This window comes from Shewanella sp. HN-41 (assembly GCF_000217915.1).
Taxonomy (GTDB): domain Bacteria; phylum Pseudomonadota; class Gammaproteobacteria; order Enterobacterales; family Shewanellaceae; genus Shewanella.
In genome coordinates this window covers 24,787-40,050 of record NZ_AFOZ01000002.1, presented here as the reverse complement: position 1 = coordinate 40,050, position 15,264 = coordinate 24,787, and the positions used below count along the sequence as shown (strand labels likewise).

General features: G+C 46.0%; 13 protein-coding genes and 2 pseudogenes. 7 read left to right on the top strand and 8 right to left on the bottom strand.

All coding sequences use genetic code 11. The features are described 5' to 3' along the window. Positions 1 to 10 precede the first annotated feature (10 nt). Both SOHN41_RS00305 and mutM read left to right on the top strand, forming a co-directional pair. Positions 11 to 466 carry a hypothetical protein gene (locus SOHN41_RS00305; protein ID WP_037457686.1) on the top strand — a complete coding sequence of 152 codons (456 nt, stop codon included), beginning with the start codon at positions 11 to 13 and terminating at the stop codon, positions 464 to 466. A gap of 34 nt (positions 467 to 500) precedes the next feature. Continuing rightward, complete coding sequence (mutM, locus tag SOHN41_RS00300) at positions 501 to 1,316, top strand: bifunctional DNA-formamidopyrimidine glycosylase/DNA-(apurinic or apyrimidinic site) lyase (RefSeq protein WP_007644108.1); 816 nt, start codon at positions 501 to 503, stop codon at positions 1,314 to 1,316. Between the two features lie 52 nt (positions 1,317 to 1,368). Here mutM and SOHN41_RS00295 read toward each other — a convergent pair whose 3' ends face one another. From SOHN41_RS00295 to SOHN41_RS00285, 3 genes and pseudogenes are all read right to left on the bottom strand, one after another. Then, complete coding sequence (locus SOHN41_RS00295; RefSeq protein ID WP_007644106.1) at positions 1,369 to 3,093, bottom strand: ArnT family glycosyltransferase; 1,725 nt, start codon at positions 3,091 to 3,093, stop codon at positions 1,369 to 1,371. Between the two features lie 13 nt (positions 3,094 to 3,106). Next, a pseudogene (locus SOHN41_RS00290) lies at positions 3,107 to 3,767 on the bottom strand (TVP38/TMEM64 family protein). Between the two features lie 2 nt (positions 3,768 to 3,769). Further along, positions 3,770 to 4,501: a glycosyltransferase family 2 protein gene (locus SOHN41_RS00285; RefSeq protein ID WP_037457718.1), complete on the bottom strand. Its 732-nt coding sequence runs from the start codon at positions 4,499 to 4,501 to the stop codon at positions 3,770 to 3,772. A gap of 238 nt (positions 4,502 to 4,739) precedes the next feature. Between SOHN41_RS00285 and SOHN41_RS00280 the strand changes: the two genes are divergently transcribed. Both SOHN41_RS00280 and SOHN41_RS00275 read left to right on the top strand, forming a co-directional pair. Then, complete coding sequence (locus SOHN41_RS00280; protein ID WP_007644100.1) at positions 4,740 to 5,903, top strand: nucleotide sugar dehydrogenase; 1,164 nt, start codon at positions 4,740 to 4,742, stop codon at positions 5,901 to 5,903. A gap of 35 nt (positions 5,904 to 5,938) precedes the next feature. Next, positions 5,939 to 6,946 carry an NAD-dependent epimerase gene (locus tag SOHN41_RS00275; RefSeq protein WP_007644098.1) on the top strand — a complete coding sequence of 336 codons (1,008 nt, stop codon included), beginning with the start codon at positions 5,939 to 5,941 and terminating at the stop codon, positions 6,944 to 6,946. Between the two features lie 58 nt (positions 6,947 to 7,004). On the opposite strand, the gene SOHN41_RS00270 is transcribed toward SOHN41_RS00275, so the two are convergent. Continuing rightward, positions 7,005 to 8,477 carry a capsule assembly Wzi family protein gene (locus tag SOHN41_RS00270; protein WP_007644097.1) on the bottom strand — a complete coding sequence of 491 codons (1,473 nt, stop codon included), beginning with the start codon at positions 8,475 to 8,477 and terminating at the stop codon, positions 7,005 to 7,007. A gap of 85 nt (positions 8,478 to 8,562) precedes the next feature. Beyond that, positions 8,563 to 9,054: a pantetheine-phosphate adenylyltransferase gene (gene coaD, locus SOHN41_RS00265; protein WP_037457717.1), complete on the bottom strand. Its 492-nt coding sequence runs from the start codon at positions 9,052 to 9,054 to the stop codon at positions 8,563 to 8,565. A gap of 293 nt (positions 9,055 to 9,347) precedes the next feature. Here coaD and SOHN41_RS00260 point away from each other — a divergent pair. From SOHN41_RS00260 to SOHN41_RS00250, 3 genes and pseudogenes are all read left to right on the top strand, one after another. Further along, positions 9,348 to 10,419, top strand: a pseudogene (locus tag SOHN41_RS00260) (glycosyltransferase). A gap of 249 nt (positions 10,420 to 10,668) precedes the next feature. Beyond that, a complete protein-coding gene (locus SOHN41_RS00255) occupies positions 10,669 to 11,436 on the top strand; it encodes a LicD family protein (protein ID WP_158091846.1) in 768 nt (255 codons plus the stop codon). Beyond that, the gene (locus SOHN41_RS00250) at positions 11,429 to 11,824 is read left to right on the top strand and encodes an adenylyltransferase/cytidyltransferase family protein (protein WP_037457683.1); all 396 of its coding nucleotides are present in this window, start codon (positions 11,429 to 11,431) and stop codon (positions 11,822 to 11,824) included. The genes SOHN41_RS00255 and SOHN41_RS00250 overlap by 8 nt, the downstream gene beginning before the upstream one ends. A 122-nt stretch (positions 11,825 to 11,946) precedes the next feature. Here SOHN41_RS00250 and SOHN41_RS00245 read toward each other — a convergent pair whose 3' ends face one another. The 3 genes from SOHN41_RS00245 to SOHN41_RS00235 form a co-directional block, all read right to left on the bottom strand. Continuing rightward, a complete protein-coding gene (locus tag SOHN41_RS00245; protein WP_007644088.1) occupies positions 11,947 to 13,023 on the bottom strand; it encodes a CDP-glycerol--glycerophosphate glycerophosphotransferase in 1,077 nt (358 codons plus the stop codon). Positions 13,024 to 13,042: 19 nt separating this feature from the next. Next, positions 13,043 to 14,128 (bottom strand): glycosyltransferase, encoded by a 1,086-nt coding sequence (locus SOHN41_RS00240; RefSeq protein WP_007644086.1) that lies wholly within the window; start codon positions 14,126 to 14,128, stop codon positions 13,043 to 13,045. Between the two features lie 78 nt (positions 14,129 to 14,206). Further along, positions 14,207 to 15,250, bottom strand: coding sequence for a glycosyltransferase family 9 protein (locus SOHN41_RS00235; protein WP_007644084.1), 1,044 nt, complete (start codon positions 15,248 to 15,250; stop codon positions 14,207 to 14,209). Positions 15,251 to 15,264 lie beyond the last annotated feature (14 nt).

The window sequence follows — 15,264 nt, the reverse complement described above, 5'->3', positions numbered from 1 at the left end:
GCGCATTATCATGGCCCTAACTCGTAAACAGTGGAATAACATCATCATTTTAGCCTGCATCTTTATGATTGCAGTGCTTACTTTTATGGATAGAAAAACCCATAATATCCCCAGTGATGCACAGCGCCTGTTTGACGACAATGCCCCGCTGGCACAGTTGCAACTCGATGGCTTGTGGCTACATAAGCAAGCCGCACAATGGGAGTGCGATACTAAAGTACTCAACTGTGATGAATGGGCAAATGCGTGGCAAACGGTACTGGTATCTCCTTTAGCGATAGCGCCACAACTTACAGATAAACCACAGGAATTAGTGATTCAGATTGCGGACATTCCCCATTCACAGCTGTGGCTTTATTTCCCCATTGAGGGCGCCCTAAAATCCCCCGCAGCCAATTGGTACCAAGTTCCCCCTAGTTTACGTGCCAAACTACAACCTATCATCGATGCCAAACCCGCGGCTTAATGCGGTCCATTCGACTTAAGATAAGAAAGAATCCATGCCGGAATTACCAGAAGTTGAAGTCACCCGTCAGGGTATTGCCCCCTTCCTTGTCGAGCAAACCGTGGTTGATCTTGTGATCCGCAATGGCTCGCTGCGCTGGCCAGTGCCAGCAATCGCCAAACAAATTATCGGCCAAGTCATACGCCAAGTGCGCCGCCGGGCCAAGTACCTGTTAATCGACACCGATGCGGGCACTAGCATAGTGCATTTAGGCATGTCGGGCAGTTTACGAATTCTGCCCCATGACACCCCAGTGGAAAAGCATGACCATATCGACTTAGTGCTTGCCAACGGCCGAATACTACGCTTTAACGACCCGCGACGTTTTGGCGCTTGGCTCTGGTGCGAACTTCCAGAAGAAGCCCATCCATTACTCGCAAAACTCGGACCGGAACCTTTAACCAATGCGTTTAATGTCAATCAATTAGCCGCAGCATTAGCGGGCAAGAAAAAGGCCATTAAGCTTTGTTTGATGGATAATCACATCGTCGTCGGAGTGGGCAATATTTATGCTAACGAAGCCCTCTTTGCCGCTGGCATTCATCCAGAGGCACAGGCGGGTAATATCGATATTGAGCGGTTAACTTTGCTGGTTACCGAGGTTAAGCAAATCCTCGCCCATGCCATTAAACAGGGCGGCACTACGCTAAAAGACTTCACCAACGCCGATGGTAAACCCGGCTACTTCGCCCAAAAACTCCATGTTTACGGCCGCGGCGGTGAAACCTGCACTCAGTGCGGCAATCTACTCAGCGAAATCCGTTTAGGTCAGCGCACCACCGTCTTTTGTGGTATTTGCCAGACACGCTAATCGCCGTAAAAATGCCTGCAATTGCAGGCATTTTTATATGATTTTGTATTAGTTACTCTTTTAACCAGCGCCCAGGATGATCGGTAAAGTAGCGGTATTCCCGCGTTGGTGAGACACACTCTGGTGTCATGTCCGAGGCCGAGAGCAAAATCCACTCATCACGGTGGGCAATCCCCATGCTCTTACCGCCTTTGATATCGAAACAACTCAGCTCAGCACCGCTAGGCACTAACACATAACGCTGTTTGTTCTCCTGCATCCATTGCCAGGCGTTGCGCTCTTGTTCTTCTACCGGCGCGAGATAACTAAAGTGCGTCACGCTCATGGGCGAGAACAAAATAAACTGCTCTTTAAAGTTTACTAGACCTAACTCGGCATCTTCACCTATCACTTCGGCGGTGTGCAGCATCAAGCTTCTTGGGGTGCGCATCTCATCGAGCATCGAATAACCCCAAGTACTCACCAGCACCCAACCTAAGGCAGAGACAATACCCACCTTCACGAGGACAAACTGTTTGCGAGCAAGCCAAAGTAACAAAAACCAGAGTAAACCAAGCAAAATAAAGAGATAGCCAATACCAGTCAGATCATCGGTATAGTCGGCAAGGGCTTTAACTAATGCAGGATGATGAATAAATGCCAGCACGCCAGCAACTAACACAAGCGCGCCTAAGAACCACAGCACACCTGTGACCAGTTTTTCAAACCAAGCTTTCGGTGAAACACCCGTTAATACCGCCGATGCAACTAAAGCCAACATTGGTAATGCGGGCAGAATATACACGTTGCGCTTACCCGGGCTGATGCTAAAAAACAGCACCACAAGTCCCACCCAAATCAGCAGAATCGCAATAGTGGGATCGGCCTTAACCTTTTGTACCCATTGCTTCCAATAGGCGACCACCAGCAGAGAAATCGGGAACCACATCCACGGAATAACACTTAAGATAAAGAAATACCAAGGCTTAATATGATGCCAAGCATTGACGTAACGCTCGCCCGTCTGCTTAAACAAAATATTGTTTTGGTAAGCGACAAGCTCAGGCGTGCCATGGGCTTGCACCGTCATCACCATAGGCACTAACCAACAGGCGATCACGGCGAGCATAGCCAAAGGCCCCGCGAGGCAGAGCCAAGTTAAGCGGCCCTCGAAACGGGTTTTATCTTTGATGGCATAAATCCCAATCGGAATGAGCAACAATAAGGGTAAAAAGCCAACCCCCTTAGTGATCACCCCAAGCCCCATAAACCCCCAACCAATAAAATACCAGCGCCACTGGGGGCCGAGCATAAAATGGCGTATCAGGCCATAGCATCCCACGGTTATCCAACACATCACCATGGCATCTATCTGAGCATTTTTAACCTGCATTAAAAACTGCGGCACAATCAAGAGTAGCAATGCGGCATTGCGGCCTACGCGCACATTCCATAGTTTTGCACCAAGATCGTAAACGAGGAATATGGTCAATAGCCCGCACAGGGCATTGGGTAATAAGAAGGCGAACTTAAGGGAACCCGTCAGTTGGTAAAATAGGGCGATGGCCCACATAAATACGGGGGGTTTATCGGGATAATATTCACCACCTCGAGTAGGAAATAACCACTGTCCCGATGCCACCATTTCCCGCGCGACCTCAACAAACCGTGGCTCATCGGCGGGCCAAGGAGAACGAAAACCTATGCCAACCAGTAAGATAAGCAAACTCATCAACAGCAGCGGCCAGAGTACTTGGTAATAATCTTCGCTATTGAAACGACGATTCAATGCATCCATTCCTAATCCCTATTTAGTTTTCCAATTCATCCACCTGCTTGCGCAGGCTCGAACGGTAAAGGTAAGCGCCGATAAGACTCGAGATAATAAACAACCCGATGCTGATCCCCAGTTGGTTATGATCAGACAAGCCAATGCCTGCGCCCGCAAAACTGAAGATCAGCATCTGTGGCAAATAACCTAATACGCTGCCCAGCATAAATCCCCCAGCAGGAACGTGGGTTGCCCCCGCGAACAGATTAGTGAGTAAATTACTGCCAACGGGCAACAGACGGATCATCAAGACTTTCAACCAAGTTTTGTTGATGATCAGGGCCTCAAACTTTTGGAGACGATTACCAAAACGGCGTTGCAAACTGCTGCGGATAGTCAATCTCGCGGTATAAAACGCCAGCACACAGCCGAGTAAAGCAGCCAAGGTGGAAAATAAACCGCCATAGAGACCGCCGAGGGCAAAGCCAAATACAAAGGCAATCACCTGCCTTGGCCCTCCCACAGCAGTAAACAAGCCGCCCACCACCAGCAACACCGCCAGCGCATAGACCCCTTGGGCAGCAATAAAAATGCGCCACCCAGTTGCTATCGGTTAAATGCTCAAACATCCCCTTCTGGACGGCAAACATCAACACCAGCAGGATGCAGACGATAAAAATCGCCTTATAGAATCGCTTCATTGTCAGTCACGCCAGCTTGCTTGACTGCGAGCAACCTTAGCGATTTTTGCCCTGCGACCGAGCCACATCACGCCCATAATGTCGACAATCCCAACCCAGACCCGATTCCAAGCGGTATATTTGGAAACGCCCACTTGGCGATCCCTATGATTAACTACAGAAATAAAAATCTCTCCACCCATACGGCGCACTAATGCAGGAATGTATCTATGCATATGATCGAAATAAGGCAAACGCAGGAAGGTTTCGCGGGGGAAGAGTTTAAGGCCGCAGCCAGTATCTGGCACACCATCGTGCAAGAGCGCATCACGAACCTTATTGGCGAAGCGAGATTGAAATCGCTTCCATGCCGTATCTTTACGGTTCTTACGGTAGCCTGCGATACAAAAATGTTCGGCATGGATTTGCGGCAATTGTGCCAACATGGCGGGAATATCCGCGGGGTCATTTTGTCCATCGGCATCTAAGGTGACGATATATTTACCGCGAGCATGTAAGACACCGGTGGAAATCGCGGTGCTTTGCCCCGTACTGCGCTCATGGCGAATCGCTTTAGCATCGCATTGCTGCTCAGTGGCGGTGCGCATCACTTCGCCAAAGGTATCGTCTTGACTACCATCATCGACAACAAGAATTTCAAACTCAGTCACACCTTTGAGAGCATGGCATATCTCTTCCATCAGAGGACCAATATTACCTACCTCATCTTTAGCGGGGATCACGATAGAAATCAATTCAAGGCTCCAAAACTTTAACACCATCAATACGGTATCATATGATTATTGCAAAATAAAAATCTGTCTTGATCGAGTGTTATTTGAATCAAACAGAATGCAAGCCGGGTATTGTAAACTAGGAAAATATTCTAGAAGAAGACTGAATTTGGAACTGTCACTTTCATTAGATTGTACTTTTTTGCAATAAGACTATGTTAATTTACTAAGAACAAAAGGTATGTCACCGGAGCTATCTATGAATATCGTTGTTGTGGGTATGGGTTACGTTGGCCTATCAAATGCTGTCCTGTTAGCCCAGCAAAATCGAGTCACCGCCATCGACGTATCGCCGGAACGTGTCGCACAAGTTAACGCACATAGGTCAACCGTTGTCGATGAACAAATCGAAGATTACCTGAAAAACAAACCGCTGAATTTAACGGCAACCACACAGAATGTGGCCTTTCAATCGGCCGACTTTGTAATTGTTGCCACCCCAACGGACTATGATCCCCAGACTAATTACTTTAATACCCAGTCGGTTGAAAATGTCGCTAGGGATGTCCTAGCCGCAAATCCGAATACGACTGTCATCATTAAATCGACCGTCCCCGTTGGCTTTACTGCGACCCTAAGACAAAAACTCAACAGTGATAATATACTGTTTTCCCCTGAGTTTTTACGAGAGGGCAAGGCACTGTATGACAATCTTTATCCCTCACGCATTATTGTAGGGGAACGTTCACCCCGCGCCCAAGCCTTTGCCGATCTCTTAGCCAAAGCGGCAATCAAGCAAGATATTCCTATTTTGCTCACCGACAGCACAGAGGCCGAAGCGATAAAGTTGTTTGCCAATACGTTTCTCGCTATGCGAGTCGCTTACTTTAATGAACTCGATACCTACGCCCAGAGCCGAGGCTTAAACACGCGCCAAATTATCGAGGGGGTGAGCCTCGATCCCCGTATCGGAAACTATTACAACAATCCCTCCTTCGGTTATGGTGGATACTGCCTACCGAAAGACACTAAACAGTTGCTGGCAAACTACAATGATGTGCCCAATAATCTCATCAGCGCCATCGTCGACTCGAACACCACTCGCAAAGACTTTATTGCCGATGCGATTATCCGCAAGCACCCCAAATGCGTCGGTATATACCGTTTGATCATGAAAGCCGACTCAGATAACTTCCGGGCCTCCGCCGTGCAAGGCGTGATGAAGCGTATCAAGGCCAAAGGTATCGAAGTCGTAGTCTATGAGCCTGTACTCAAGGAAGATGAGTTTTTTAAATCGAGAGTGATTCGAGATTTAAATGAATTTAAAGCCATGTGTGATGTGATCGTCTCCAATCGAATGGTTGATGAACTCAACGATGTTGCAGACAAAGTCTATACCCGAGATCTGTTCCATCAGGATTAATGCTCAGCCATTGAGCCGACAGTAAAAGGTTTAACATGAAATACTTAGTCACAGGTGCCGCAGGTTTTATTGGCGCCAAAGTCAGTGAACGTCTATGTGCCCTCGGCCACGACGTTATCGGCATTGATAATCTTAATGACTACTACGATGTAGGACTCAAACAGGCCCGTCTTGCGCCCTTACAAATCTTGGATAATTTCCGTTTTATCAAACTGGATCTCGCCGACAGAGAAGGTATTGCCGCCCTGTTTGCCCAACATGGTTTTCAACGGGTGATTCATTTGGCAGCCCAAGCGGGTGTGCGTTACTCACTCGACAATCCCTTGGCCTACGCCGATAGCAACCTAGTGGGGCATCTGACGATTTTAGAAGGCTGCCGCCATCACCAAATTGAGCATCTCGTCTATGCTTCTTCTTCGTCTGTGTATGGGTTAAATCAGAAGATGCCCTTCTCCACCGAAGACAGCATAGATCATCCAATCTCCCTCTATGCCGCAACGAAAAAAGCCAATGAGTTAATGTCCCACACTTACTCACATTTATATCAGTTGCCCACCACTGGACTGCGTTTTTTCACCGTCTATGGCCCCTGGGGGCGCCCGGATATGGCGTTATTTAAATTCACTAAAGCCATACTCGCAGGTGAAGTTATCGATGTGTATAACCATGGCGACCTTAGCCGTGATTTTACCTATATTGATGATATTGTTGAGGGAATAATTAGAGTCCAGGACAAGCCACCTCGCCCAACGCCAGGCTGGACAGTGGAAACAGGCTCACCCGCCACCAGCAGTGCTCCTTACCGTGTCTTTAACATAGGCAACGGTAGCCCAGTGCAATTACTCGATTTTATTACTGCACTCGAACATGCACTCGGGATAGAGGCCAAGAAGAATTTCTTGTCAATGCAGCCCGGCGATGTGCACTCGACTTGGGCGGATACCAGTGATCTGTTTAAGGCGGTGGGATATAAACCCCAAGTGGATATCAATACAGGGGTGACAAGGTTTGTGAATTGGTACCGCGAGTTTTACCCGCAGTAACCTCGTTTAAGACATAAAAAAGGCCTGCTAATATGCAGGCCTTTGTTTATAAAAAAATCTAAAAACGATATTCGAAACTGCTAAAGAGAGTGGCATTGGTATCGTTTTCTTGAATATCAAACTCCGATCTGGACACAGTTCCCCCTAAACTCCACATACCCTTCCATACGGGCATGCGGTAGGACAGTTCTAACATCAACAAATCTTCCTTCGGTGGCTGCGGCGCCCAAGTGGTCGCCACATTGGTGCCGTCTTTATTCAACTTGGCATAACGCAACAGTGAGGTAAAACCACGGCTGTTATGGAACTGGCCAACCAAACCAAACACAAAGACTTGCGCATCGCTATCATAGGTCGAGCCTAAGGATCTGCCGTAGTACCGCGCCCCACTCAGGTAAACAGGGTCCTCATAGAAGCAATTCGCCTTGCCACCACACTCCACAAAGGTATCCGAGTATTCCATAAACAGCTTGAACTGTTTACCCGAAGTACCGAAATGGGTATCTATACCCCAGAGTGAACCGCAATCGCTGCCATTCTCACAGCTGTGCTCTAGGTACAAACCAACGGGAATATCCTGCCAAGTGTCCGCATAGCGTAAATCGATGCTTTGTGTCCTATGGCCCGCGTCACGGCGTTGATCGGCAAGGCAAGAATCCGCACCGTCGATACATACCTCATTGCCTGCCACTGAATCCCTCCAGGAATCGAAGTCGCAATTTTGCCCTTCACCGCAAAAGAGCGTCGACCAAGATAAGCCAATTTCTAACTGCTGGATCGGTTTTGCGGTAAAGCGCATATCCCATTCCGCCGTTTTAGGCACGGCGCGCTCATTTTCAGCCATGCTAAAACCAGTTTTGAAGGTCCAAGGCCCAATCCAAGATAACCATGGCGTTTCAAAGGCGGCGGCATTATTGCGACTCAGCAACAGTGACTGCATTGGACGCGCATTATTAGAGCGATGCAATGCCGAATCGGATCCTGGGCCCCACCACTGCTCAACCGTACCTAAGGTGGCAATCCAGTTCCCCATGATCACCGCAAAATAAGACTCGTCGAGACGGAAATTTTTGTTATCTTGCGGATCGTACGTCTCGGCGACTGTGGCTTTATAGGCCACGCGTGAGCCTAGGTATTCGTAAGAACCTTTGACCTCACCCTTCTCACGGTAGTCAGAACCATAGTGCTGAAACCTTGCCGGATCCGTTGCCGCCGACACTTTTACTCTGGTATTGCCACGATTCTCGACCGCATTGTGGTAATAGAAGTTAACGCGGGCAAAGGCTTGCACTAATGCAGGCGAAAGAAGTTCTGGCTCGACGTTCGCTAAATCGCCACCGATTCCCGACCACATCAAGGGGAAAGTATTCACAGGCACGGTGATAACACCCGCATCGGCCAATGCTTGAATATCGGCTCGAAGATAAATATCCGAGGCATCCACCCAAGGCGCAGCGGCGAGTGTAGAGCAAAAAAATAAGCCTGAGACAACGCTAGTAGCGAGGATAGTGGGGGAAAAAAAAGCCTTCATAACATCCTTTTAATTATCATCGCGAGGTCACAATACCTCAAAATTAACATAGAAATACCACAGAAAATCATCAGCTTTGCAGGTTCTACGCCTTAACGAGTTTAAGCTTTGCCGCTAATGCCATGGCCACCTCAGGGTGAACAAATTGGCTCACATCGCCACCATGTAAGGCGACTTCCTTTACTAAGGTCGAAGAAATAAAGGAGTTCTCCTCGGCGGGAGTTAAAAACACACTTTCAAGCTCTGGACTCAATCTGCGATTCATATTCGCCAATTGGAACTCGTATTCGAAATCAGACACCGCCCGCAGGCCACGCACCAACACACTGGCCCTTTGTTCCTTCGCAAAATCCACCAACAAGCCAGAAAACCCGACCACTTCTACATTATCCAAATGGGCGGTGACACGATTCACCAGTTCAACGCGCTCCTCGAGGGTAAATCTAGGTTGCTTTGATGGATTGGCCGCAATACCAATGACCACATGCTTGAATAACTTAGCCGCACGCTCAATCAAATCGGCATGGCCATTAGTAATGGGATCGAAGGTCCCTGGATAAACTGCTCTTGTGTGCACTTTGCTGACCCAACTTATATGGATGCCATAAAACATTGCCCGCCAGTCTACTCGTTTTAGCCAAGCGAGTGAATAATCACGGCCAAAACCGCTTTAAATACCCATAAAAAACTAAAAAAATGGCAAGAATACTTGGGATTAAGCCCATGTAAAGGTCCGAACTGATATAATGCAACCACTTAGCATAGGGGATGACATCACCCTAAATGGCACCCCGTCTTTACTTGAGGTTGTAGCTTAAACAACTTTATTAAAAGCAAAGGCTTACAGAGCAACACAATTAGAGCATTCCTATGAAAAAAATCGCGATTTTTTTGCCATAACTTTTTCTCCAACGGCACAGTAAAAATTGCCTTATCCCAGGCAGAAGTGCTGCAGGAAGCCGGACAAGACGTTCACTTATTTGTGTTTCACAAAGAAGGCGATTTTATCCCCCCTAAAGATGTAACCATTCACTATCTATTTGAAGCAGGTCAAAAAACCTCGTTAGATGAACAAAGGTCACGCCTCAAGGCTAAAGTGAACGAGGTTGAGAAAACGGGTAAATTTTCACTATTTTTAAGCAACTCGACCGACTGTGATGTGGTTGTTTCCGGTTGCCATTTTGAACCTTGTTACTACTTCTGCCACTGTGCGTTAAAGCAAGAATTATTGATGGAGCTAAAACGCGGTCCAGTGCATTTTTGGCGACGCTGGAAAAAAGCCAAGGCTCTGATCGGCAAAAAAATTATCACCGTCTCTAATGGTATTGCCGATGAACTAAGAGCCACCTCATGGCTAAAACCCCAGAGTGTGCAAACCATATACAACCCATTTCGCCTCGCAGAAATCCAAAACAAGGCTCAAGAGGTCATCGCTGAAATTCCCAACGAGCCTTTTATGATCCATGTTGGTCGAGTCACTCGCCAGAAGCGCCATGATATTCTCTTCAAAGCTTTGCGGGACATGCCAACGGCGCCTAAATTAGTCCTACTGTGCAATAGACCAAACAAGGCACGAAAATTAGCTAAAAAATATGGTGTTGAACACCGTATCATCACCCCTGGATTTCAACACAACCCCTATGCCTGGATTGCCAAAGCCGAGTTGATGTTGCTGAGCTCTGATTTTGAAGGCTTACCGACAGTTGTCATTGAATCATTAGTCTGCGGCACGCCAGTCGTGAGCACAGATTGCCCCCATGGTCCCAATGAAATTCTCACAGGCCATTTAGCCAAATATTTAGTACCAGTGCGTCAGCCTGCATTATTAGCACAAAAGGCGCTCGAGTGTCTGGCATCTCCACCTTCACTTGAGGATCTTGAAATTCTCAAAGCCGTTGATAGTAAATATATTGCACAGCAATATTTGAAATTAACTGAATAAAAGTACTCGCTAATAAAATCGTTGCCTAAAGAAAGCTTGTTAGAGAGTCATTTTTGATAGGTATTCATATAAATTAAAATACTTAAAGAAAAAGTAACATATGCATCAACTACAATCTAGAAATTATATATCCATAGAAAGTTTATCATTTTTGTGTTTTTAACTGTCCACTTGGATTAGAATCCATTCATCGTCTTATTTTATAATATCTAGTCTATGAATTTAGTTAGAAAAGTGCAGTTACATCAGATGCAAATGGTATCAGAACTGCAAAAAATATTCCGCGAAGAGAATCTTACCTATTTTGCTATCGGAGGCACAGCCCTTGGTGCAGTTAGACATGAAGGATTTATCCCTTGGGACGATGATATAGATATTGCGATGCCTAGAGCTGATTATGAAAGATTCTTACAACTTCAAAATAAATTGCCTTCACACCTATTTATACAGCATTTTTATACTGAAAAAGAATATCCTTTATATTTTGCAAAAATAAGAGATAAAAATACATTATTTATAGAAAACTCAAAGAAGAATAAAAATATAAACCATGGGATTTTTATAGATATATTTCCTTGGGATAATATAAGTAAACCGAATAATGATAAAAATGAAATAAAAAGTCTTTCACACAAATTCCGCAGAATATCCATGACAAAATATAAGGAGGAAAATTTTTTACGCAAATTTAAAACTTATTTTTATCGCTGGTTTTATAAGGAGTATTGTCAAGATACTCTTTTTAAAAAAATTGATATGCTATATAAAAAGCACAATGATGTAGACACAGGTAAAATAGGCAATGTCACATTTAATGATACTATATACCTCACGGATCTTTATCCTCTACAAATGCTCAAATTTGAATCAATTGAATTGCCGTGTCCAAAAAACGTAGAGAGATACCTTACTGAAAAATATGGTGATTACATGACAATCCCCAAAGAGAGTGAACGAATTAATCATAACCCGATACAAATAGAGTTTAATATTCATCGAGAGAATAATAATGGGTAATAGGGTAATTACATTTGGAACATTTGATGTGTTCCATGTTGGGCATGTTAATATTTTAGAAAAATGTTCCCAATTAGGCTCTGAACTAATCGTTGGCGTATCGAGTGATGCCTTGAATTTTAAAAAGAAAAATCGCTATCCAGTTTACGATGAATACAGCCGCTTGAAAATTATTAAATCGTTAAAATTTGTTAACGAGGTTTTCATTGAAGAGTCTTTGGAACAAAAGCGTCACTACATTAATTATTATCGGGCCAATATTCTAGCAATGGGTGATGATTGGGAAGGTCGTTTTGATGATTTAAGGGATATCTGTGAAGTCACCTACTTCCCTAGAACACCATCAATATCAACAACTGAAATCATTGAAATTGCGAGAAAACTATAAATACTACTTTCCGATCCCATGTGCTCAATCTGAGATAAATCCTACGGGTTTTAGATCAAAATAGCCAAAGCCGAACATGCAAATCATTCGGCTCGGATGGCATTATCCATACTGCTCTAGGGTTAAAACAGCTTCCAATAACCTAGCTTACGGCGCATTTTAAAGTGTCGCAGTAGGTTCAATGGCTTAGGTTTAAGCCAAGCGGTTCCTTTATCAATCAAGGCATCGGTGGCCGCGAGTACGCGTTGGCTAGACTGGCCATCTCCAGTAGGATGAATTTGATTACAGTAATCATGGATATGCGCCATTAAATCATCGGGGCGGCTGAGGGCTCTGGCTAATGCAGGCTCAATATCTTCGACTCGGCTAATATCGATTAAATGCGCCTTCGGCGACTGATTTTTAAAGGTCACAACCGGCTTACGCTGCATTAAAAACATCAACAGGATCGATGAGGTATCGCACAGCATCACATCCCCCGCCTGCAATAGTGGGATCACATTATCGGTTTCAACAAACTGTAAATTCTCGTTTTCCAGCGCCTTGTACTGCTCAACAATCCTAGGATTCATCTTTGGATGGAATTGTACCAACCAGCGCCATTGGCTCTTTTGCGACAGGGCTTTTATCTGCTCAAATACCGCTGGCGCACAGGTCAAGCTGGGGGAAAATGTCGAGCAAAAGAGTACGACGGGCCTTGGGTCATCCTGCTTAATATAGGGATTATCTTTATTCTCAAGAAAGAGGGGATCTAACGCAGGCCAGCCCGTTTCGGTGACGGTAAAAGTACCGAACTTTTTCTCTAGCTCAAGGAAAGGCAGAGTCGTCGCAGGGCCTTGAGTGCAATATAGATCAAAGCAATCGCGGATCTCGAAGTGATCTTCACGGCCCTTATGATTCATTTTCCCCGCATTAAAGCCATGGAATACACCGACTTTTACCCCAGGGATAAAACTGGGTACGACATTACCAGGGACAAATACTGCATCGGGTTTCCATGCCTTAACGGCGTCGATACTCAGTAAGCGCAGCTCATCGGCCTTTAGAAACTTAGGATCGACCTCCTTCCCCTCTAGAAACCAGCAGACTTCATCGCCTCTATCCAAAATAACTTGCTGGATTGGTCTTAACATCGCATAGGAATAGTTCTGTGCTATGTATAACAAATAACGTCTTTTGCTTGATTTGCACGCTTCCACCGCTTTCTCCTCGGGTAAATTATTTCGCTAGCGCTAAATATTGCTCGGCAATCGCAGTGGCATCCACCTTAGCTAAAATCTCAACATTTTCGAGGGATGGCGGCTGTGCAACGACGGCGTCAATCATCTTGGCCAAGGCAGCTGGATTGCGGCGAGGCACAAGATAGGGAGCCAGATTTCCAGTCAGAATCTCACTCGGCCCATGGGGACAATCGGTACTCACGACTGGGGTTCCGCAGGCTAATGACTCAATCAAGACTGTCGGCAAGCCTTCAAAATCAGAGCTGAGCACGAGCGCCTTAGCGCGTTTTATCCAAGGGAAGGGATTACTCTGAAACCCCGGAATGATTAAGCGTTTCTCAATGCCGTACTTTTTCGCCACTTTTATCGCTTTTTTGTGGTTATGGCACAAAAGCACAACAGGCAGCTGATTTTGTGTGAGCTTAAGGGCTTCAAACAACACATCATGGCGCTTCTGCTTGGCAAAACGGCCGACATGAATGAGGTATTCTCCCTGAGGAATTTGCGGATTATCTTGCTGCGACTGAGCACTAATTTCATTAAATTCAAAGGGATTATAAATAGTTTGCATGGATGCAGGGTGCAAACGACCTTTCTCTTTAATCTCTTTTGCTATGCCGTTAGACACGGTAATTAAATGCTGGCCATTGAGGGATTTTTTGGCCCTTAGCTTTTTAAAATAGGCGAAGGGGCCCAACTTAAACTGGCGACTCAACTCTTCTTCAACCGATGAATGGACGATCACATAGAGTGGCGACACCCCTGTTTTAGTCATCATCAAATTAGTTTTATCCAGATTCGAGAGGAACAAATCGAATTTGCCCACTTGGGACTCAATTTCTCCAATTTTCGCCCGCAGTTTGTTCACCGAAGCCGTTAATCGTCCAAAGTGGTCGAAATCTTTATCCTTAGGGACGAAACATTGATGGACAGGTAAATTATCCGGTGTTTCATAGTAACGGTTATCTTCCATGACTAAGAAATGCGGCTCATGCCCTAAGTGAATAAATTGCTTAGCTAAGGTAATCATGACCTTTTCGGCTCCGCCACCCGCTAAACTGTCGATGGCAATGGCTATCCGCATGACTTGTCTCCTAACATAATCTAAAAACGCACGACAAATACGGTACAGTTAAATACCTAAGACCTAATCTAACAAGCCTTAACTGAGCGTCTGCTGAACTGCCAGATCAAACTTCTCAATCACGGCTTCAACGCTAATTAATGCCATAAGATGCTCTCCCTTAGCGCGAGTTCCCCACTTTACCTCGCCGCTATGCTGGGATCTTATCGCCTCATCGTAGACGCTCACCACATATTGCCGCGATAGATAGGGCCCGGTGCGACCGGGGTTGGAATGGGCATATAAGCCAATGACAGGAGTGCCCTGAGTAACGGCCATATGTGCGGGTCCCGTATCGGGCGCTAACACTAAGCTCGCGCGTTTTAGCAGGGCCAGTAATTGTGTCAAACTGGTCTTACCCACTAAATTATCTATCTTAGCGGGACAAGCCTGCAAAATTTGCTCGGCTAAATCCTTCTCAAGCTGAGTTGGGCCACCACAGAGCATCACCCTAAACCCCTGAGCAATTGCATGATTGGCGACGGCGGCATAACGCTCGGGCAACCAGTTGCGCTCAGCCTTACTGGCGGCGGCACAAATGATAAAGACTTTGTCATTATCTTTAATCTGCGTCAGGGCAAATTCAGTATCCGCAACGGGGACGGGAATATGCCACTGTGGAGTGAGATCTTTAACTCCAATCGCCTTGGCAAATCCCATAAAGCCATCGAGTACATGGGGATTGGTTAAGGGCTCAACCCTACGATTAGTGACCAGCCACTGGCCTTCTTTAGCACGGGCACGATCGAAACCTATGCGTACTTTTGCCGAAATGGCTAGGGATGCCAAAGTTGCGCGTAGGGCAACCTGCATATGTAGCAGCACGTCAAAATGTCGGCCCAGTAACGCCTTACGCAAGTTAAAATAGCTGCGCCATCCCTGAGATTTATCGAAAATAACAAACTCAATGCCGGGTAAGTGCTTCAATAATTGATACTCAAGCTTGCCTATCACCCAAGTGATTTTTAGCTCGGGATATTGCCGCTGAATCGCCTGCACCATAGCCACGGCATGACAGACGTCACCGATAGCCGATAGCCGCAGCAAACAAAGGGAATTCATGCTATTGGGATTTAAACTCATTGGGATTGAAGCTC

Excerpts from the sequence above, each read along its gene's own strand:
- SOHN41_RS00305 (WP_037457686.1), top strand. The coding sequence starts at position 11 with ATGGCCCTAACTCGTAAACAGTGGAATAACATCATCATTTTAGCCTGC.
- mutM (WP_007644108.1), top strand. The coding sequence starts at position 501 with ATGCCGGAATTACCAGAAGTTGAAGTCACCCGTCAGGGTATTGCCCCC.
- SOHN41_RS00295 (WP_007644106.1), bottom strand. The coding sequence starts at position 3,093 with ATGGATGCATTGAATCGTCGTTTCAATAGCGAAGATTATTACCAAGTA.
- SOHN41_RS00280 (WP_007644100.1), top strand. The coding sequence starts at position 4,740 with ATGAATATCGTTGTTGTGGGTATGGGTTACGTTGGCCTATCAAATGCT.
- SOHN41_RS00275 (WP_007644098.1), top strand. The coding sequence starts at position 5,939 with ATGAAATACTTAGTCACAGGTGCCGCAGGTTTTATTGGCGCCAAAGTC.
- SOHN41_RS00270 (WP_007644097.1), bottom strand. The coding sequence starts at position 8,477 with ATGAAGGCTTTTTTTTCCCCCACTATCCTCGCTACTAGCGTTGTCTCA.
- SOHN41_RS00255 (WP_158091846.1), top strand. The coding sequence starts at position 10,669 with ATGCAAATGGTATCAGAACTGCAAAAAATATTCCGCGAAGAGAATCTT.
- SOHN41_RS00250 (WP_037457683.1), top strand. The coding sequence starts at position 11,429 with ATGGGTAATAGGGTAATTACATTTGGAACATTTGATGTGTTCCATGTT.
- SOHN41_RS00240 (WP_007644086.1), bottom strand. The coding sequence starts at position 14,128 with ATGCGGATAGCCATTGCCATCGACAGTTTAGCGGGTGGCGGAGCCGAA.
- SOHN41_RS00235 (WP_007644084.1), bottom strand. The coding sequence starts at position 15,250 with ATGAGTTTAAATCCCAATAGCATGAATTCCCTTTGTTTGCTGCGGCTA.